The 20,534-nt window shown below is 44.6% G+C and carries 18 protein-coding genes; 8 read left to right on the top strand and 10 right to left on the bottom strand.

Annotated features, from left to right (window positions below; all coding sequences use genetic code 11):
- Positions 1-44: 44 nt before the first annotated feature.
- The 3 genes from DESPODRAFT_RS11295 to DESPODRAFT_RS11285 all read left to right on the top strand — a co-directional run bounded on the left by DESPODRAFT_RS11295 (position 45) and on the right by DESPODRAFT_RS11285 (position 2,500).
- The gene (locus DESPODRAFT_RS11295; protein WP_004073634.1) at positions 45-347 is read left to right on the top strand and encodes a sll1863 family stress response protein; all 303 of its coding nucleotides are present in this window, start codon (positions 45-47) and stop codon (positions 345-347) included.
- Positions 348-441: 94 nt separating this feature from the next.
- Positions 442-981: a peroxiredoxin-like family protein gene (locus tag DESPODRAFT_RS21475; RefSeq protein WP_263657641.1), complete on the top strand. Its 540-nt coding sequence runs from the start codon at positions 442-444 to the stop codon at positions 979-981.
- A 94-nt stretch (positions 982-1,075) separates the two neighbouring features.
- Positions 1,076-2,500 carry an SDR family NAD(P)-dependent oxidoreductase gene (locus DESPODRAFT_RS11285; RefSeq protein ID WP_004073632.1) on the top strand — a complete coding sequence of 475 codons (1,425 nt, stop codon included), beginning with the start codon at positions 1,076-1,078 and terminating at the stop codon, positions 2,498-2,500.
- A gap of 57 nt (positions 2,501-2,557) precedes the next feature.
- Here DESPODRAFT_RS11285 and DESPODRAFT_RS11280 read toward each other — a convergent pair whose 3' ends face one another.
- From DESPODRAFT_RS11280 to DESPODRAFT_RS11260, 5 genes are all read right to left on the bottom strand, one after another.
- Positions 2,558-4,522 carry a DUF1365 family protein gene (locus tag DESPODRAFT_RS11280; RefSeq protein ID WP_004073631.1) on the bottom strand — a complete coding sequence of 655 codons (1,965 nt, stop codon included), beginning with the start codon at positions 4,520-4,522 and terminating at the stop codon, positions 2,558-2,560.
- Complete coding sequence (locus DESPODRAFT_RS11275; protein WP_004073630.1) at positions 4,519-5,799, bottom strand: NAD(P)/FAD-dependent oxidoreductase; 1,281 nt, start codon at positions 5,797-5,799, stop codon at positions 4,519-4,521. The genes DESPODRAFT_RS11280 and DESPODRAFT_RS11275 overlap by 4 nt, the downstream gene beginning before the upstream one ends.
- A gap of 126 nt (positions 5,800-5,925) precedes the next feature.
- Positions 5,926-8,049, bottom strand: a complete 2,124-nt coding sequence (locus DESPODRAFT_RS18710) for a hybrid sensor histidine kinase/response regulator (RefSeq protein ID WP_004073629.1) — start codon at positions 8,047-8,049, stop codon at positions 5,926-5,928.
- Positions 8,050-8,069: 20 nt separating this feature from the next.
- Positions 8,070-8,585: a pyridoxamine 5'-phosphate oxidase family protein gene (locus DESPODRAFT_RS11265; protein WP_004073628.1), complete on the bottom strand. Its 516-nt coding sequence runs from the start codon at positions 8,583-8,585 to the stop codon at positions 8,070-8,072.
- 42 nt (positions 8,586-8,627) lie between these two features.
- Positions 8,628-10,163 (bottom strand): SDR family oxidoreductase, encoded by a 1,536-nt coding sequence (locus DESPODRAFT_RS11260; RefSeq protein ID WP_004073627.1) that lies wholly within the window; start codon positions 10,161-10,163, stop codon positions 8,628-8,630.
- A 178-nt stretch (positions 10,164-10,341) separates the two neighbouring features.
- Here DESPODRAFT_RS11260 and DESPODRAFT_RS21095 point away from each other — a divergent pair, with 178 nt between their 5' ends.
- The 5 genes from DESPODRAFT_RS21095 (at position 10,342) to DESPODRAFT_RS11245 (ending at position 13,358) form a co-directional block, all read left to right on the top strand.
- Positions 10,342-10,863 (top strand): hypothetical protein, encoded by a 522-nt coding sequence (locus DESPODRAFT_RS21095; RefSeq protein WP_052314674.1) that lies wholly within the window; start codon positions 10,342-10,344, stop codon positions 10,861-10,863.
- The gene (locus tag DESPODRAFT_RS21090) at positions 10,848-11,702 is read left to right on the top strand and encodes an IS1380 family transposase (RefSeq protein ID WP_052314677.1); all 855 of its coding nucleotides are present in this window, start codon (positions 10,848-10,850) and stop codon (positions 11,700-11,702) included. The genes DESPODRAFT_RS21095 and DESPODRAFT_RS21090 overlap by 16 nt, the downstream gene beginning before the upstream one ends.
- A 391-nt stretch (positions 11,703-12,093) precedes the next feature.
- Positions 12,094-12,204, top strand: coding sequence for a hypothetical protein (locus tag DESPODRAFT_RS21975; RefSeq protein ID WP_337833555.1), 111 nt, complete (start codon positions 12,094-12,096; stop codon positions 12,202-12,204).
- A 19-nt stretch (positions 12,205-12,223) separates the two neighbouring features.
- The gene (locus tag DESPODRAFT_RS11250) at positions 12,224-12,619 is read left to right on the top strand and encodes a hypothetical protein (RefSeq protein WP_004073626.1); all 396 of its coding nucleotides are present in this window, start codon (positions 12,224-12,226) and stop codon (positions 12,617-12,619) included.
- Positions 12,620-13,100: 481 nt separating this feature from the next.
- Complete coding sequence (locus DESPODRAFT_RS11245) at positions 13,101-13,358, top strand: hypothetical protein (protein ID WP_245531902.1); 258 nt, start codon at positions 13,101-13,103, stop codon at positions 13,356-13,358.
- Between the two features lie 724 nt (positions 13,359-14,082).
- On the opposite strand, the gene DESPODRAFT_RS11235 is transcribed toward DESPODRAFT_RS11245, so the two are convergent.
- The 5 genes from DESPODRAFT_RS11235 to murB form a co-directional block, all read right to left on the bottom strand.
- A complete protein-coding gene (locus DESPODRAFT_RS11235; RefSeq protein WP_004073624.1) occupies positions 14,083-15,774 on the bottom strand; it encodes a DEAD/DEAH box helicase in 1,692 nt (563 codons plus the stop codon).
- 304 nt (positions 15,775-16,078) lie between these two features.
- Entirely contained in the window at positions 16,079-17,377 is a 1,299-nt protein-coding gene (gene ftsZ / locus DESPODRAFT_RS11230) for a cell division protein FtsZ (RefSeq protein ID WP_004073623.1), read from the bottom strand.
- Positions 17,378-17,396: 19 nt separating this feature from the next.
- Positions 17,397-18,623, bottom strand: a complete 1,227-nt coding sequence (ftsA, locus tag DESPODRAFT_RS11225; RefSeq protein WP_004073622.1) for a cell division protein FtsA — start codon at positions 18,621-18,623, stop codon at positions 17,397-17,399.
- Position 18,624: 1 nt separating this feature from the next.
- Positions 18,625-19,590: a cell division protein FtsQ/DivIB gene (locus DESPODRAFT_RS11220; protein ID WP_004073621.1), complete on the bottom strand. Its 966-nt coding sequence runs from the start codon at positions 19,588-19,590 to the stop codon at positions 18,625-18,627.
- Positions 19,580-20,518: a UDP-N-acetylmuramate dehydrogenase gene (murB, locus tag DESPODRAFT_RS11215; protein ID WP_004073620.1), complete on the bottom strand. Its 939-nt coding sequence runs from the start codon at positions 20,516-20,518 to the stop codon at positions 19,580-19,582. The genes DESPODRAFT_RS11220 and murB overlap by 11 nt, the downstream gene beginning before the upstream one ends.
- Between the last annotated feature and the right edge of the window lie 16 nt (positions 20,519-20,534).

Raw genomic sequence — 20,534 nt, 5'->3', positions numbered from 1 at the left:
TGTCTGAACGCAACATTTCATTAATCTAATTGAGAGGAGAAATCATGGACGTTAAAGACTATTGTCAAGCAATGTTGGCTGAAGTGACTGCTTGGAAAAAGAAATTAGAAGCGATGAAAAAGGTCGCAGATACTTATGGTTCTGCACAAAAAGAAAAGATTTTACCACTCATAGGACAACTTGAACAAGAGGTAACGACTGCTCAGGCTCGCGTTGATCAACTGGAAAATGAATGCCCGTCAGACTGGTCTCCGATGAAAAATGAACTGGATGAGTTGTTCGGAACAGTGGGCAGCAGCGTTAACAGGGCCTGGATGGATCTTGAAGGTGGTAACGTCGGCGGTTGAAAATCTCATAATTTTTAGTCTTAAATACACGTTAAAGGCCTCAGTTCTCAAAAATTGAGGCCTTTTGTTATTTTACGGTTTCAAGGGGGTAAAAATGGCATATGAAAATGTTTCAACTGAAGTTCTTGGTGAACTGACTGTTCTAAACGAGCGCAGAGAACAGGTGAAAATATCAACGCTGTGGCATGAAAAAACAGCGGCCTTAGTGTTTGTCAGACATTTTGGATGAGTCTTCTGCCGTCAGCAGGTTGCTGATCTTGCCGATAACGCAGAGCGATTCAGTGAACACAAGGCGAATCTTGTCGTAATCGGGTCGGGTGATCCTGTTCACTTCACGGAATTCCGGGAAAAAACAGGATATCGCGGATTACTTTTTTCCGATCCCTCACTCAACGCTTTTTCAGCTTTAGGGTTTTCAAACGGCTTGAAAGGATTTGTGAGTATAGGATCTGTATTTAAGGCTGCGTCGGCATTCAAGCAAGGCCATCGGCAGGGTTCGATTCAGGGAAGCACATTTCAGCTTGGTGGCGCGATTGTCGTAGATAAGTCAGGCGCGGTACGCTATTTTTTTTCATCTAAAAAAGCCGGTGATCACCCAACGGTTGATGATTTGGTACTGGCAATTGGGCAATAACCGTCTTTGAGTACCCGAGGATAAGTGAATCATTTAAAATAAAGTTTATTTCATAGGTGAAAATTAAGAGCATATTTAAAAATTAGGGGGCCTGATGATAAGATTAAAAGAGTCCATTCTCGTTGAAAGATCCTTAAATTATGTCTTTGAATATACCAGCGATTTCAGCCATATTCAGGCCTGGGACCCAGGGGTGGTTTCTTCGGTCAGGGTTGATCAGAAAAAAATCGGCGTTGGTTCACAATATGATCTTGTTTTGAAGTTTGGCCCCTTTCGTCCGAAAATGAAATATGAAATTATTGAGTATGACCCTTTTTCCAGGGTTGTATTGAAAGGGGTGGGTGAGTCCTTCACGGCAATGGATACCATTGTTTTTACAAAAACAGCCATTGGAACACAAATCGACTACCAGGCAGATATCCGCTTTCATCGGTTTGGTAACCTTATTGAGAAACTTCTGTTTCCGGTCATGAAAAAAACAGGTGAAAAAGCCATGGCAGGCCTTGAACAGAAACTTGCCGGAACCCGACGTCTGCCCAATAAAGCGATGTGGTTTAAATCAGGGAGCGGCCTGCCTGATTATCTTGCAGATCATTTAATTATCCCCGGAATGATCCTGTTCAGCCGATTTGGGTATGCCTTGGGCAAAAGATTCTGGTCAGAACCAAAGGGGGTGCTATACGGAAAAAAGATCGTATTGACAGGCGGCACCTCCGGAATTGGAAAGGCGGCCGCTTTTAAACTCGCAGAAAAAAAAGCCTTTTTAACCATTATCGCAAGGAACCGTGTAAAGGCTGAACAGGTTCGTCAGGAAATTGTTGAAAAGACCGGTAACCCGCATATTGATTTTTTGATTGCAGACTTAAGCCTGATGGACGAGATCAGGGAGGTCTCAAAAGCCCTTAAAGCTTTTAAAAAGAACATCGATATCCTCATTAACAATGCCGGTGCATTGTTTAATGAGCGTAAAAATACCCCGGAAGGATTGGAGCAGACGTTTGCGACGGATCTTCTGGGGGTATTCCTGTTGACACAATATTTAAAGGATGCCCTTGCTGCATCGGAATCTCCAAGAATTATCAATGTATCATCCGGCGGCATGTATACCCAGAAAATTGAGGTAAACGATCTTGAAAACAGCCAGGGGCAGTATAACGGGGCCAAAGCCTATGCCCGTGCGAAAAGGGGTGTCGTCAGTTTGACTCAAATCTGGGCTGAGCAGTTTAAAACACATGGGATACGGGTAAATGCCATGCATCCCGGGTGGGTGGATACTCCGGGTATTGAACGGTCCCTGCCTGGATTTCATGAACGGGTGAAAAGAATTTTAAGAACGCCGGAACAAGGTGCCGATACCATTGTCTGGCTGGCAACTTCAAAGCGGGCAGGGCAATATACAGGGTTGTTCTGGTTGGACAGGCGTCCCCATGAAACCGTCATCTTTCCCGGGACCTGTGAATCAGCACAGGAAAGGCAGATTCTCTGGGAAAAATTAAACGCTTTTGTGTCAAAGGGTTAAGAGCCTGTTTAAAAATAGATGAATCGGCTGGAATCACATGAGAATGAGAACCAATTTTTAAACAAGCTCTAAGCTGACCTGGATATCGTCAATGCCACCAACGGTAAACCCTGCTTCACAGATAGAAAAATAATAGATCCATTTTCTGAAGAATATCTCGTCAAAGCCCAATCTGACGATATTCTCTTTATTTGACAGGAAGCGATCCCGCCAGTGCGACAGGGTTACGGCATAGTCGGCGCCCATATGATGAACATTTGATATATGAAAATCGGTATGTTCTGATATGGTCTCTTTAAGAATTTTCAGGCATGGCAGATGACCGCCCGGAAAAATATGTTTTTGAATCCAGTCCCTTTCTTTGCAATAGTTCTTATATCGTTTATCTTCAATTATGATGGACTGAAAGAGCATCCTGCCGCCGGGTTTTAGAAGGGCTTGCCCACGCTTGAAATATGTGGAAAAAAACTGTGGTCCCACAGCCTCGATCATTTCTATGGAGACAATCCGGTCAAATTTGCCTGTTATATGGCGGTAGTCCTGAAGCTTGATGGTGACCCGGTCCCCAAGCCCTTCATCAATTATTCGCTGACATGCCCTGTCATACTGGGCTTTGGAAACTGTAATGCCGGTCACATGACAACCGGTTTTTTGGGCGGCAAATACCGCAAAACCACCCCACCCGCATCCGATTTCAAGAATATGATGGGTCTCCCGGATATCCGCTTGGGTCAAAATACGCATCATTTTCTGCTCCTGCGATTTTTCCAGGGAATCGTCCGGTTGTTCGAAAATGCCGCATGAATACATCATCTGATTATCCAGGAAAAGTTCATAAAAGGCATTGCTCAAATCATAGTGGGCCCGGATGTTTTCCGGGGTGTTTTTTATGGAATTTATCCGCCCGTCATGGGCCGTTTTTTCCTTTATCCGGGTGAAAAACGAAAGCAGCAGGTTGCCGTCTGAAAAATGATCACGGTTTTGAATTAAGATCTTTAACAATTTCAAAAGGTCCGGGGTATCCCATTCAGAATGCATATAGGCTTCACCGAATCCGATTTCACCATCCAAAATGACTCTTGGGAAAAAATTGTAGTCCTCTATTTTCATGATCACAGGATGGGAATCTTCGGGATGGCCGAAACTAATTATTTCCTGATTCGGCATCTTAATCTTAAAGCCGCCGATGGTGATTTTTCTCAGTGCCTTGAAAACAAGTTTTTGACAGAGGGTTTCAAAAATACCCGGGGTTTGTTTTTTCATTGTCATGGGGCTTTGGGGAATGGGTTTATCATTAAAGCTTAACTTTTTTTTGAAAAACAGCTTAAATGCATGGGCATATATTCTGGGAATACTTAAGTGGGGAGCAAAAGGATATTCCATTATTGTTTTTAAATGATTGACAGCGGTCATAGGCACCCCGGCACCCTTAAACTCTGCGGTCATTATTTTTTTGTTATTATTGAACAGTTCAATTTTAATTTCCAATTGATCTTTGGGATCTGAAAAATAAAAGCGGTAAATGCCTTCGACTTTGTTGAATGGGGAGACATGGAATACTTTGGGGGTTTGAAATGTTGCAATCCACTTGCCTGCCCCCGGCGTTCCGGCTTTAAGCACATAGGGATGACGCTCGCCGTAGGTATTGTTGACTTCAGCAATGATTGCCGCAAGTGCATGATCGTCAGTATAGCAGTAATAAAAACTGACCGGGTTAAACACATAATTAAAATACCGGGCGGATGTGATCATGATAATATTGGAAACAGACTGTTTGATCTGGTGCCGGCGGAGCAATTCAGATAGTTTTTCTTTTATCGGAAGATTGCCGGGCTGAAGGTAATCCCTGTCATGGATGGATGTAACAGCCAATTTGTTGTACCCAAAAAGGGGATATCGTCGATTAAGACCGGAAAATTCATCAAGATCAAAGGCATACAGGTACACAGGGTAGGACAGATCATGGTCCACAGGCCAATAACGACGATGTTTTATTTTTCCTGTAAAAATTTTAGAATTCATAAGGTCACCCCAAATTTCTTCCCAACACATAATGCAGACTTAACCCCATCTTCATGAAATCCAAACCCGAAATATGCCCCGCAGAAAAAAGTGTTATTTTTTCCGTTTAAGGTTGGCAATTCGTTCTGTGAGCTAAATGCTTCAAAAGAATATTGAGGATGGGTGTAATTAATTTCTTTGATTACATGGGATTGGGGAATCTGGTTTTGTGGATTCAGGGTTACAAAATATCGCTGCCGTGTCTTCAGTCTCTGCAGGTGGGTCATGTCATAGCTTACCGTTACCGGGGCATCCGGTTTGGATTTTTTGTGACGTGTATAATTCCAGCTGGCCCAGGCCCTTTTGCTGGGGGGCATGACGCTTGTATCCGTATGCAGGAAGGTTTTGTTTTTTGAATAAGACCAGGCTCCTAAAAGTTCTTTTTCCCTGGCACTTGGGGTTTCAAGCAGCTTTAAGGCCTGATCTGCATGGGTGGCGACCACAACGGCATCAAAATCCTGGGGGCCGTCATTTTTAAAATCCAGGGTAATGCCGTCCGGCTTACGGGATATTCGACTCACGGCACTGCTTTTAACGGCCCTGCCTTTGAATGATTTCAGAAAGGCATTGACATAGGAATGGCTGCCTCCCTTGACAAAATACCAGGGCGGATGGCCGGTTACGCCTAAAAGGCCGTGATTTTCATAAAACTGGGCAAAGGTTCGGATGGGGAAACGGCTGATCTGAAAATCTGAACCCGACCATATGGCTGCTGCCATGGGGATGATGAACTGGTCAATGACCTCACGGTGAAGTCCTTTTTGTCGTGCATATTCAGACAGTGTGACAGCCGGCAGGCCATTGGAACGATATGCTTTTCTCAGTATCCGCAGAAAGCGTACCATTTCGTAAACAAACCGGAGGAATTTAGGCTTAAATATGTTAGCACGCTGGGCAAATATGGAATTCAGATTTTGGCTGGCATAACAAAGACCTGTTCTTTCACAAAAGTAGGAAAATGACATATCGGTTGGGCATTTTTCAACGCCGAGCAGTGACAAAAATTTTATAAAATTAGGATAGGTCCGCTCATTGAGTACGATAAAACCCGTATCCACAGGGGTGCCTGTATCAGGACCGTCCGGGAGGATAATCGTATGGGTATGGCCTCCGAAATAATCATTTTTTTCAAACAGCGTCACCTTGTGCCGTTTTTGGAGAAGATATGCGGCGCAAATACCGGAGATGCCGGAACCAATAATGGCGATATTCAAGTTGCTTTGTTGTTTTAAGTCCATGGCAACCACCTTTGCAGATATAGAACGATTTAAAGATATCCGAGTCATTAAGCTATCCCATTACGGAAAATAACATGCTCAAATTCGTTTTGCTATATCCCGGGTTAAATTATTTCGGTCTCATTCCTAAGCGTCAAGAATATCCCGAATCATTTTGGACAGCAGGGCGACTTCTATGGGTTTCTGGACATATTTTCGTATGCCAAGTTCCAGAGCGACTTCCCTGGTAAAGGTTTCATGGTATCCGGTACACAGGATGATCGGAATATCGGGTTTTATTTTTAAAATTTCTCTGGACAGCTTGTCCCCTGATATCCGTGGCATGGTCATATCCGTGATAATCAGATCAAATGAATGCGGATGGTTTAAAAACGCCTGTAAAGCAGATTGTCCGTTCTCAAAGCTTGACACCTTATATCCCAGACCAGTCAAAAATTTTTCCTGGGAAATAAGAATGTCGGTTTCGTCATCCACAAGCATGACGGCTTCCTTTCCACTGTATGAGCTGAGATTTCCCTCTATTTTTGGTTTTTCTATAGACAGTTTGGAAGCAATAATCGGTAAAAAAACCTTGAAACTGGCTCCCTCTCCGGGTTGACTGTGCACGGTGATGAATCCATTGTGCTTTTTGACTATTCCTGCGACCATGGCAAGCCCCAGCCCCGTTCCTTTGCCCATTTTTTTTGTTGTAAAATAGGGATCAAATATTTTATTTTGGATGGCTTTTTCGATACCGGGCCCGGTATCGGAAACTTCAAACTTTAAATATTTACCCGGTAACAGATTATTTTCCTGACCCAATTGGTCCTTGCCAAGGACCACCTCATTTAGGCTGATGGTCAACACCCCGCGCTCGTCGCCCATTGCCTGATACGCGTTGGTACACAAATTCAGTGCCAGCTGATGGATTTGGGTTGAATCAGCAAGTATCATGGCTTTTGAAACAACATTGTTTTTAATGTCAATGTTCGCGGGAATCACGGACCGAAGTAATTTTAAGGTTTCCTGAACCAAAGGAAATACGACCAGAGGCTGGCGGTCATTTCCTTTATGTCGGCTGAAAGTAAGAATCTGCTTGGTCAGCAAGGCGGCCCGTTTGGCGCCTTCTAAAACTTTTTGGAGGTCTTTTTCGGCCAGTTCCGGCTCGTGAATATGGAATTGGGCCAACTGAAGATATCCCAAAATCCCGGAAAGAATATTATTAAAATCATGGGCAATGCCCCCTGCCAGGGTACCGATGGCTTCCATTTTCTGGGCCTGCCTGAGACAGGATTCAATCTGTTTTTTTTCTGTTATGTCAATGGCCAAATCAAATCTGACATCACGTCCGTCCGGCCAGCGAATGATCCGGTCCATAATGGAAAATGTTTTGTCCATCATGGCATTGTAAAATTCCCATCTGTGAATTTTTGGCTTTTCTTCAAGGATCTGTTTATTGCTGCAAAAACAACAGGGTGAATCAAGCCCCTGAAACTCCCTGTAACATATTTTTCCGATCAACTCATGGTCAAAATATTTTTTCAAGGCTTTGTTTACATAGAGTATTTCATATGTATGGGGATCGGATACGAAAATATTTCCGTCCAGGCTGTCAAATATGGACAGCAGTTGCTTTCTTTCAAATTCCAGCCTTTTTTCAGATGCGTTTCGCTCCAGGTCACCGGAGATCATCTCTCCTATAATCTGCAGGGCCTCGATTTCCGTTTCTGTCCATTTGCGTTTTTTTTGTGTATCATCGAACCCCATGAATCCCCACAATTTTTTCCCTTTTGCCCAGATCGGAACACAGACAAGGCTCTGGATCTGTTGGCTCTGGAGGATCTGTTTTTCAGCGGCCGCCCGGCTTGAAAGGTTGGCCACATCTTCTATGACAATATTCTTTCCATCCTGCAATTGGTCCGTCCACCATGAAAAGGCATAGGCATCAAGTTCTTTGAGCTTTTCTATCTGGGGTGCGGTTCCTTTGGCACACCATTCATGGGTATTGGAAAGGGTGCGGCCATTACCCGTTATCTCAAAAATATAAACCCTGTTGACCGAAATACTCTCTCCCATTGTTCTGAGTATGGCCTGGTAGTCCACTTTATCGGGGGAAATAAAAAAACTGGAGGCTTTTGCAATGGCTGTGGCGATGATGTTGCGGTACCTGAGTTCTTCCAGGAGGATGCGTTGCTTTTCCTCACTCTTATTCAAGTTTAGCTCCGCTTGTTTGCGTTTGGTGATTGTGGTTTCAAATACGTTTTTTTTCATCAAATCATAAGTCCCGAAATTCACAGATCTTCAGTGTGGCAGGTGATGATGCCCAGGTATCCGTCAACGGTTATCTGATTCCCATGTTTGACCTTAACTTCAACGACATTTTGAAATCGGTTCACCATAAAGTACCGCTTCATAGAGATACGGACGAACGCTGTGGTAGGTGCCTTGGAAAAATTTTTTAAATGAGGATGCTTTCTCAGGAATAAATCAAGTGCTTTTTGCTCAACTGATTTATCAATAGTTTCCGCAACACCTGTGCCGGTAACGGAAACTGCATTGTAAACATCATCGGCATTATTTTGGCTGTCGTTAACAAGAATACAGACTTTCGGATTTGTTTTCAGATTGTCGTATTTACGGGTTGTATTGGGGGTTAGAAAATAAAAATAATTAAGATCAGGGTTTACAGCAAATGCAACAAGGCTTGAATATGGCTGATCGTTTTTCTGGGTGGAAAGAACAGCAAAGCTCTGTGATTCAAATAGCTGCGCAATATTTTTTAATATCTGTTGGGTGTCATCACTCATATAATAATCCTATACATTTTACTCGATGATCGAGTTTTAACATTATTGATCTGACAATCTACATGTATTTGCCGGACCAGGAGAGTATTTGTTCGGTTTTTTTACAAATTTTGAATTAGAGGCGTTTACTAACCCTTTCAACATTTGCGTGAATACATATTGGTGGAATGGATGCAGGGCATACCAATAGACAAGTCCGACTAAACCTTTAGGCAAAAAACGTGCGAGTAAACTGACGTTACAAAGATCATTGTTCATAGCCTCCATTTTGATCTCTAAAAGCGCTTCGCCCGGTATTTTCATTTCAGCCAATAAAATCAGCTTTGATTCGGTTTCTATTTCAAGGACTCTCCAAAAATCAAGTGCATCCCCGACCCTGAGTTCCTTCTCGGAACGGCGGCCGCGGGATAGTCCAACCCCTCCGGTAAATATATCTATGATACCGTAAACTTTCCACAATAAATCCGCACCGTAATACCCGGTCCGACCACCAATTTTTTCAATAGACTTCCATAAATTGCCTGGCCTTCCTTTTACAGTAGCCTGGTAGCCGCAAGAAAGAATGGTACCTCCTGAGTAGGCAGAATCTCCATAGTACGACCATTCAGGGTATTTGATTTCACCGGCATCAGCCCAGCAGGTGTCGACCTGCTCCTGACGAACCCGGTCAAGTGCCCTTCGAATTGCTTCAGAACACGAAATCAGATCTTGCGGAATAATCCGGGTTATGCTGTTTTCCGTGCAGGTAGTGGGTAAGCTTAATCCTTCTGCCAGGGGTTGTGCGATGGCGGCAGGCACTGGTGTCACAAGGTGAATCCAAAGTGAGGAGAATTTAGGCGTTAACAGAGGAACCGGAATTATAAATGGTGCAGGTAAATTTGCCTCTTTGGCAAAGAGGCGGAATAAATCGCGGTATGTGATCACCTCGGGTCCACCAATATCAAATATTTTTCCTTTTGTTTCGGGATGCTCTAAACAGCCTTTTAAATATCCTAAAACGTTGGTTATTGAGATTGGCTGGGTTGGCATGCTAACCCACTTGGGCGTTATCATTATAGGTAATCGTTCAGTAAGATATCTTAGTATTTCAAAACTGGCACTGCCTGATCCCAGAATCATGGCGGCTCGGAGTATAGTTGCAGGAACGGGGCTTTCCATAAAAATTTTACCAACTTCATTTCTGGAAATGAGATGTTTGCTGATATTTTTATGGTTTATGTCTCCAAGGCCGCCTAAATATATAATATGATCTACACCTTCCTGTGTAGCGGCTTGAACCATGTTCCTTGCACCGTTTTTATCTGCATTTCGATATTTGCCTTTTTGGGAGATCATGGAGTGGACAAGATAATAAACGGTACCACAACCTTTTGCCGCATTTTTCAGCGATTCTACATCTTGAATATCTCCTTTAACCAGTTCTACATTTTGATCCTGCCCCCATGGTCGGTCTTTCATCTTTGGGATCGAACGTCCCATGGCTTTCACCTTGTATCCGTCCGCCAATAATAATGGGATAAGACGCCCGGAAACATAACCGGTTGCTCCTGTCACCAGAATAGGTTTTACGTTATTCATCCGGGCCCCCCCTGAAATAATTTGTTGCCGAAATCAAAAAATGGAAAAGTTGTTTGTAAATTACTTATACCTGAGTTAGCGGCATAAAGATTGCTTTTTTAATTATAACATATTGAAATTTTAATATAAAATTAATACAATGGCATTAAAAAAACATTCACTTCGGAGGTGAAGACCGATGCCGACCACTATCAATGTAAAACATGGAAATGAAAACCTTGTCAGTCAAAGCGGATTGCTCCCTGTAGGTGCATTGCTTAAGTCGATTAATTTTGCCCAGCGGTTCAAAAATTTACCGGATGTACATTGTGTTGATCCTAATATTTCTCATGGAGAGATCCTTTCGTCCATGTTGGGACTTATTTGTGTTGGTAAGCCAGACTATATCGCTATTGAAATTTTCAGGCAGGATCCATTTTTCTTTACACAATCTCTGGGAATCAGCAATTGTCCTTCTCAATCAACATTGCGTGAACGCATTGACCTGATCGGGGAATCTGCCAATGAACTTATCAAGGAGGCTTCAGTTGAAATGATTCGAGGCAAAGCACCCGCCATTTCACCGGTTCAGACGAGTGTCGGCAATTATATTCCCTTAGATCTGGACGTTAGCCCTTTTGACAATTCAAAAACGAAAAAGAGGGAGTTTCCAGGACATACAAAGGCTGTGATGGCTATGCACCAATGTTCGGATATTTAGGAACTGAAGGATACTTAATCAATGTAGAGCTTAGAGAAGGCAGCCAGCATTGTCAAAAAAACACCCCGGAATTCATTCAAGAAATATTAAAATTAACCAGGCAGATTACCCAGGAACCTCTTCTTATCCGTCTTGATTCAGGAAATGACAGTCAGGATAATTTTGAAGTAATAAAAACATGCGAAGGTGTTGATGTCTTGGTTAAGCGCAATTTACGTAAAGAATCTTTGGATGGTTGGCTTATCCTGGCCCAGAATACTGAAAGCGTTAGATTGATTCGCTGTGGACACAAAAGTGTGTGGGTCGGGCAAACAACTGTTGACCCAAAAGGGCGGGCATTGCCACGTCCGATTGTCTTCAAAGTGACTGAACGATATGAAGAAAAAGGGGAGCCCCTGCTTTTTCCCACAATTGAAGTCGAGACCTATTGGGTTACCATCGCCGGGCTGAGCCCCCAAGAGGTCATCAATTTATACCATGATCATGGAACCAGTGAACAATTTCATTCAGAAATCAAAAGTGATCTTGGGTTAGAACGCTTCCCCAGTTGCCGTTTTAGCAGCAACAGCCTGATTCTCCATCTTGCTCTTTTGGCGTATAACATTCTTAGAATCATAGGCCAAATTAGCCTTGAGGAGCAGGATGAGAACAATCTTCCGATCAACCGTAGAAAAAAAGTCTCACGAAGGAGGTTAAGAACAGTTATGCAGGATTTAATGTATATGGCTGGCCGTTTAATATATAGTGGTCGGCGGTGGAGCATTTCATTTGGTAAGATCAACCCGTTTGCCCAATTGGCTGAGAACGTATTGTACCGGTTACGTTGTTCTCCAGGATAAGCACATTATTGGGTAAAAAATCGGGATGGAGAAGTTATGCGCAGAGCGCTAATGGTGAACTGTGCCTATCTGGCGTGATTTGACCATGGGTAATCAAGTATAGTTCAGTAAAAAAATGGATTAGCTAAGATTGCTGGCCAATAAGTCATCAAATATGATCTTGGGTCAGGGTTTGCAGAGGCCAAGCCTCAGCAGATTTTTATGTATCAGAGCGCAAGGGTTGGCTAAGCAAATTTTATGCCGGGAATCCAGGTTATACTGATAAAAAGACTGATTAATCAAGAAAATGAGTGTCATTTCTGATTGGATGCACTGGAATACCTGAAAATATTAAACCCGTTAATAATTTCAACTTAGAAAAATATCTGGGACGTGGTATGAAATTGCAAGATTGGACCATTCATTTGAGCGAGGATTGTCCCATGTGACTGCAGATTATACATTGCGAAATGACGGGGGTGTCAACGTCATAAAGCTTTATTTATCAGTTTATTTTCGGTGAACCATCAGATGGCATTGCCATGATTAATATGGATATGGCCAATTTATATCTGGATTTGTCTTGTGATGTGATATGGGTTTTCAATACTGTGTTTGGCAGGCTTCCTGAATTAAAAAATGAGGAGGATTGCGTCTTAGGCCATTTATCAAAAATTGATGCAGAACTTAAATCTATTACCGCAGAAATCCCAATGGATCAAAAGTTTAGAACGAAATTGCAGAAAAGGTTTGTTAAGCAAAGCCTTGAGTCAAAAATTCAACTTAATCTTTTGAAATATTTGGAGAGCGAGGTGGTAAAATATGCATCATTTAAAAGTGCCCGGAAAAAGGCTATATCAATAACAAATAACCTGTTGTTTGTATTGGTTCGTTTGTTGGGAGATTTATATTACAGTGTCCAAATAAAAGATGCATAATCGGGATAGGACTCCCCATCTCTGAGGCGCTTTCCCACACCACCCGGCGATCTCGTATCAAGGCGGTTCGGCTGGTATTAATATAATCGGTTGTAGGTTGTCCCACCGAATTTTATCTGATTGTGGGAAGAGTCATGCTATGCAAATTTCGACCACTGCCGCATTGCTCCCATAAAAGCCATCTGCTTACTCACCACCACAATTTACCCAATACTCGATTTCTGTACCTCATCCCGTACCTTCGCGGTACCTTGTCTCAGCAAGACCTTTCTCCCAAAGCACCCTCAGCGGCACGCCGTTGCACTACCGCTACCCCCTTCGCCTCCATCCGGCTGGGTCTAAGACTTGCCAAATGTTTGGAAATCCATTACATTTGACTCACTTTTAAGAACATGTGCCGTGTTCGGTACACAAGTCGCTTTCAGCTGACGCAAAAAAGCAGCGCGGCTGAAGCGAAGGGTTCGCTTCAAAAAAAGGGGAAATGAACAGGCTGAATGAAGCCATGATCAAAAATAAAAAAGGAGGAGAAAAGATGCCTTACAAAATCATTTATAATACAGGTGTATCCTTTATTTCAAACGCAAAAACTTTGGTTGAAGCAAAAAAACAAGCTTCAGAACACGCTGGTTACGGATTCGGTAGTATCTGGATATTAGAGGGTGAGGATAACGATTCTTCCAGCGATCCCGTGGCTCTAAAATTTGAACATGACACTGAATGGATAGAACCTGAAAGATAGAGCAAACCGCCCCGGTGAAAGCCGGGGCATAATATATGAAAAAGAAAAACAAAACAAAAATAAGTTTGTGGTCAGAGCTTGAATTATAAGGTTTTCATATCGAAGAAAAACTGACAATTCAAGACCTGCCTCCTTCCTCGAATTTTTACATAAACAGATGTCTTACACTAAACCGAGTATAACCGAGGACCCGGATGCAGGAAAACCAGGCGTCCGGGTCTGTGAATGTTGGGGAATATTGGTCTACGCTTAAAGAAGAAGAGAGTGAAGCATCTGGTACATGGTCGCACTCCTGGCATTTTGATGATGCTGTATTTGCGAAAGATCTTTTTCTAACATTGCAGGGTGACATTGATCGATCCAGTATACCAACCCGAGAAGTTGTCGGAGGGCAACTCATATTGCGAGGCTAACAATCACATACAGTCAACCCACAACACTGCGTTGCTTTTAGCACATGGCTTTGGTCTTTTTACGAAAACGCTCCTGCGCGTTGTGGTCGACTCATTTAGCGTGTTGGGTGGAAAGCGTATCGCTTGGGATCAGGTCTTTAATTATAAAATTTTGATAACGAAAATTAACAATTTAAGACCTGATTCCTGCTTGATGAATAAACTTGACCGGCCCTATTTTCTGTTACGGGAAGAACATAAAGATGGAATGATCACCGGAGATCAGCAGATACTGTCGTTCCGGCGAATGCCATGGCTGTCCATATATCTTTTTAGCAAGCATATTTCGAAATTGACATCTTTTGGGATTTTACCCAGGTCATTTTCAGCAGATTAAAGATGTTTTTAGGCATGCCGAAAGGCAGGTCCACCAGAGAATAATCATAGTCAATATTGATGGCACCGATAAACTTGCTTTCCAAACCGGATTCGTTTGAAATGGCGCCAACGACATCACCGGGTTTAAGCCCATGCTTGTGACCAACTTCAATGCGATATCGTTCCATCCCTTTTTCAGTCGGCGCAATTTTATTGGGGGTAAGCCGGGCAGGAGTCTGCTTCTGTTTTGGTGCAACTGGTGATTTGGCTTTTATTTCGGCTTTTGTTCCCTTTTTTTTAGCTGCAGATTTATGAGCCATCGTTTCAGGCAGAAACGGTGTGTTTCCCTGGAGCATTTTTGCCAGGGCTGCCGCCACCTGCGAAATCGAAATATCCTGTTCTTTTGCAGTCGACTCCACCAGATCCGTAAAAACGCATAGATCTTCGGTGCCGATGGTCTGATAAATTTTATTTTTAAAATCATCCATCCGTTTTTCATTGATTTCCCTGTTGGATGGCAGGGCTATCTCTTCAATCTTCCGGAGGGTGGCTTTTTCGATCTGTTTTAACATCCATTTTTCTTTTGGCTGGACAAATAGAATGGCTTCACCGGTTCGTCCGGCCCGACCGGTCCTCCCGATTCTGTGAATATAGGGGTCGATTTTGGAAGGCATATCGTAGTTGATGACGTGAGAAATCCGGTCAACATCAAGTCCCCTTGCCGCCACATCCGTGGCCACAAGAATATCAATGCTTCCGTTTTTCAATCGGTTAACCGTCCGTTCCCGGGCTGCCTGGGCAATCTCTCCGTTCAGGGCTTCTGTTTTGAATCCTTTTTCTTCCAAAATTTTTGTCAACGTCATTGTGTCATTCCGGGTTCTGGTAAATACGATGACACCATCATGGAAGGATGCTTCAAGTATCCGGACGAGTGCATCACTTTTATTTATATTTTTCACCATTAAAAATTTTTGGTGAATGGTGTTAGTGACATCTGACTCCTGACGGATAATAACCTTTTCAGGATTTTTAAGGTATTTGCCTGCAATTTTTTGGATGGGGGCCGGCATGGTGGCGGAAAAAAGTGCGATCTGGGTAGGTTGTGGTATTTGGGATAAAATCCATTCAACATCATCAATAAATCCCATCTGCAGCATTTCGTCCGCCTCATCCAGCACCAGGCCTGTAAGGTCAGCAAGGCAGAGGGTTTTACGCCGCATATGGTCCATGAGGCGTCCCGGTGTCCCCACGATCACGTGTGCGCCCCGTTTTAACTGGTTCAACTGAACACTATAGCTTTGGCCACCATATACAGCCAGAACGTTAAGGCCCTTCATTTTTGCGCCATAGTCATTGAAAGACTGAGCCACCTGGATGGCAAGCTCACGGGTCGGGGTGACCACAAGAACCTGGGGTCTTTTGTTTTCAAGATTGATGCGGGAAAGCAGCGGAAGTGCAAAGGCGGCTGTTTTTCCGGTTCCGGTCCTGGCCTGACCCAACAGGTCTTTGCACTCAATCATGCGAGGAATGGTCAGTGTCTGGATCGGTGTCGGGATTTCATAGCCAACGGTCTGTAAGACCGCAAAAACATCCGGGCTTAGGTTCATTTCGTCGAACCCGGTCTGTTTTAGATTTTTATGGGGCATAGTTTTCCTTAAAAGCAAAAAAGGCCGGCGTTGCCAGCCCTGTATATCAATATTAACTAAAAATAAAACGTTTATAAATATACGAATTTTTAATAAAATGCAAGTTCTTTTATTTATTTTGTGACCGCAGGCGTCCCCCTGCAGCTACCAGAGGGTGGATGTGGTGTCGGTCAGATGACCACAGGGGAAAGCCTGCTGCCCGAAACATACGATCAAGAATTAAAAGATCGTTCTCAAATGAAAATTGGTCCCCGGTTTTTTACAAGACCGGGGCCCGCAAGGCTTGGTGCCTCTTCTTCATTGACTAATCGGCTTTGCGTCTTAAGAAGGTGGGAATCTCAAGATCGTCATTGTCATAATTCATGCCGTAGTCCTGGGCCTGGTTGTCATCCCCCACCATGCGTTTGTGGGGAACAACACGCACCGGTTCATCCCAGCTGGCCATATCCTCTTCTGTGGCGTCCCTTATAACACCCCTGGCAATGGGTTCCTGCTGGCAGGTAGGCATGCTCTGTCCCATTTCGGGTGCGCCCTGGCCATAGGCCTGGGCCCGGTATGAGCCATATGTGCCGTTGGCCGCAGACATCTGCTGGGTCTGGGCTGTTTTGGGGTCAAATCTGCGCATATTTTCAGCAAATGCGGGCTCTTCCATACCGATACCTGTGGCGATGACGGTGATGCGGATTTCATCGCCAAGCTCTTCGTCAAAGGTCTGGCCCCAGATGATTTCTGCATCGTCACCGACTTCCTGATAGATGCGGTCGCAGGCTTCGGTCATTTCGTCAAGGGTCAGATCAGAACTTGATGTGATATTCATCAGTACGCCCTTGGCACCGGATACGGAGATATCTTCCAGCAGCGGATGTGAAATGGCCCGTTCAGCCGCTTCCGTGGCCCGGTTTTCCCCTGAGGCGATCCCAATACCCATTAACGCCTTGCCTGCTTTCTGCATGGTGGTTTTTACGTCGGCAAAGTCCAGATTGACGTGACCGGGCATCATGATCAGGTCAGTGATGCCTTTAACGGAGTGGTGCAAAATTTCATCGGCTTTGATGAACATGTCCTTCATGCGTGCTCCTTTGCCGGCAATGCCGCGAAGCCGATCATTGGGAATGATGATGACGGTGTCCGTAATTTCCTGCAGTTTTTTTAAGCCGTCCAGGGCTGCCCGTTCCCTTTTCTTCCCCTCAAAGGAAAAGGGTTTGGAAGCAACCGCTACCGTAAGAATGCCAAGGTCCTTGCATATTTCTGCAATCACGGGTGCGGCACCTGTACCGGTACCACCGCCGAATCCGGCGGTAATAAAAACCATATGGCTGTCTGCAAGTGCTTCACGCAGCTCCTCCATGCTTTCCAAGGCAGCGTCTTTGCCCACATTTGGATCTGCACCGGCTCCAAGGCCTTCGGTAAGCTGGGTGCCCATTTGAATTTTGATTTCCGCCCTGGAATGCTCAAGGGCCTGGGCATCGGTGTTGGCCGCAATGAATTTAACTCCCTGAAGTTTGGCATCAATCATATTGTTGACCGCGTTGCCGCCGGCCCCGCCGACACCGATGACCTTAATTTTTGCCGTGTTGTTGTTCTCCACATAAGAAAAAGTCATATCCACCTCCTTGAAAGATTTAAATTATATTTTTAAACCATTGTTTCATTTTATTTAAAATCATCTGCATCCCACTGGAATCGGACTTGACCTCCTGGATACGGCAACTTGTTTTTGATCCGAAAATGACAAGTCCAACGCCTGTGGCGTATGCGGGGTTTCTAACAATATCCTTGAGTCCACCAATACGGTTGGCTTGACCAATACGAACGGGTACGTTGAATACGGATTCTGCCATTTCAGCAATGCCGTCCATGACAACGCTGCCGCCGGTGAGTATAAATCCGGCAGGAAAGCTGTTTTCAAGTCCATTTGAAAACAACTCCTGTTTCAGCAGGGAAAAGATCTCCTCCACCCGGGGTTCCAGGATTTCAGAAAGAATAGTCTTGGGCAGACGCTTGGGTGCTCTGCCCCCCACCGCAGGCACATCAATGACATCATGGGCCTTGACATGTTGCGGTATGCAGGTACCGTGTCTTTTTTTAATTTTTTCCGCTTCGGGCAAGGGGGTACGAAGCCCTACGGAAATATCGTTGGTCAGGTTTTGGCCGCCGACAGTGAGTTCGTAAATGAATTTTAAATTGTTGTCCTTGAACAGAGCCAGGTCTGTGGTTCCGCCGCCTATATCGGCCAGGATGCAGCCAAGTTCCTTTTCTTCATTGGTGAGAACCGCATAGCCCGAGGCCAGCGATTGAAGGGCTATATCGCAGACCTCAAGCCCTGCCTTTTGGCAGCACTTGACAATGTTGCGCGCTGCAGAGACCGCACCTGTGACAATATGGATTTTGGCTTCCAGCCGCACAGCCGTCATGCCCACGGGGTTGCGGATGGAGGTCATTTCATCCACAATAAATTCTTGTGAAATTACATGCAGAATTTCCCTGTCCGGGGGAATGGCAACCGCCTTGGCCGCGTCAATGACACGTTCCACATCCATTTCGGTGATTTCACGGCCTTTGATGGCAATGATGCCATGGCTGTTGAATCCTTTGATGTGGTTGCCTGCAATCCCCACGAAAACCGAAGATATATTGCAGTCGGCCATAAGTTCGGCTTCCTCCACAGCCTTTTTAATAGAATCCACCGTGGACTCTATGTTGACCACGGATCCTTTGCGAAGCCCCGTGGAGGGATGAGAGCCCACACCGATGATGTTGATCTCATCGTCAAACATTTCACCTACGACTGCGCAGATTTTGGTGGTACCGATGTCAAGTCCCACTATTAAATTTTCGTTTCCCTGCAAGTTAAACCCCCTTTGCTATTGTATTTTGGGCAGCATCCTCAGTTGTAACAAACACCTTTTCCAGGCTGAAAAGATCTATGGCCGATATGGTTTTATCCGGATAATTTGTCTCCATATAGCGTTGGATCTGCCTGGCCCTTGCAAGTTTTTTTTCAAATCTGTCAAACCCGAGTTTAACCGGAAGAACCGTCTTGTTTTCAGATTCCGTTTCGCCGGGATTTTCTGTGAAACCTGTATTCGGATGTGTGTTTAATATGTTTATGAGGATACCGGTATTTTCGTCTCCGAAAATGGTCTGGATCTGTCCAAACCCTTTTATTTTTAAAATTTCCATAACTGCATTGAACAACTCGCCTTCAAACAGGTAAGTACTGTTGGACAGGCTTAAATCCACCCCGGATATAACCGGCAACGCCTTTAGATTATCCTTGGCCGGTTCATATTCCTTAAAGGGCGCTCCCTGGGCGTTGATGACAATGTCTGCCAGGTTTTCAATGGTCACGATGGCCAAGGGTTCCTGCTCTTCAATTTTAATCGAAATGGTTGATAAAAGCTGACGTTTCACCGTGGAGATGCGAATCCATGGATGGGTATTCAGCTCTTTTTCAAGCATATCCGGTTGCAGTTCAAAAATATTGGCCGGCTTGTCAAGTCCTGTCCGCGCCAGAACCTCGTCTCTGGTCACTCGGTTAAGACCATCAATCATAATGGTTTTAACATCAAAAGGCGGGCTCTGGAGAAGCGCATCGTGTATGTAGATGCAGCCAAAACTCATAGCACCGACAAAAAGAGTAAGAAAAATTTTTCCCCAAAAGGCTTTGTCTCTCAAAAAAGGTTTAAGTTTCCGGGTCTTTTTAACCTGGACCTTGTACTTGTTTTGAGCTGGCGCTGTGGCTGCCAGGCCCGCGCCGCTGACCTTTTTAGGCTGCACTTTGTACCTGTTTTGAGAGATTTTTTTAGTTGCCAATGGTTTTCACCTCTTCTTTAAGGTTAATCCCAAATTTTTCATATACGCTTTTTTTTACCTGGCCGGCCAGGTCCAGGATATCTTTTGCGCAGGCGTTGCCGTGGTTGACAATGAAATTGGCGTGCAGATCAGAGACCATGGCCCCGTTGCATCGGGCTTTTTTCATGCCGGCCTGCTCAATGAGAAAGCCTGCTGATTTAGAACCCGGGGGATTTTTGAAAAAACACCCGGCAGATGCCTGGGACACCGGCTGGGTAGATTGTTTTGTTTTAAGGTTGCGGTAAAATTCATCCTTGACGGTTTCGGCGTCAGCCCTGGTCAGCCCAAGTTTGACCTTGAGCACAATACTGTTTTCAAGGGCAAGTTTTCGGTAGGAAAAGTGAAGACTGTTTCTCGGGAGAACCACTGTTTCCAAGGTGGTAAGGTCCAATACCTCGATTTGTGTTACAATTTGGCTCATGTCGCTGCCAAAGGCCCCTGCATTCATCATGACGGCACCGCCAATGGTGCCTGGAATCCCGGCTGCCCACGCCAGACCGGCCAGGCCTGAGTCAGCAGCGAATCTGCAAATATGACCAAGAGACTCTCCGGCAAGAGCTGTCAAATAGATCCGGTCCGGTGAGTCACCGCCTGTGTTTATGAGCGGTGTGGTTTGCTCAATTCCCTGTTTCAACCGGGTGAGAACCATCACAAGCCCCCTGATTCCTTTGTCGGATATAAGCACATTGGTGCCGCCGCCGATAATCGTAATTGGCAGCTCAATTTTTTTTGCGGTTTTAACAAGGCAGATCACCTGTTCGATGTTTTGCGGCAGTACCAGAAGATCCGCGGGTCCGCCCACCCTGAAACTGGTGTACCGGTCCATGGCCTTGTGCGTTTCCGGCGCAAAGGAAGCGAACATCTTTTTTATGTCATCGCCTATCACCATGTGTTGCAAAGTCTCC

The organism is Desulfobacter postgatei 2ac9, assembly GCF_000233695.2.
Classification (GTDB): Bacteria; Desulfobacterota; Desulfobacteria; order Desulfobacterales; family Desulfobacteraceae; genus Desulfobacter; species Desulfobacter postgatei.
This window is presented reverse-complemented; position numbering and strand designations above follow the sequence as displayed.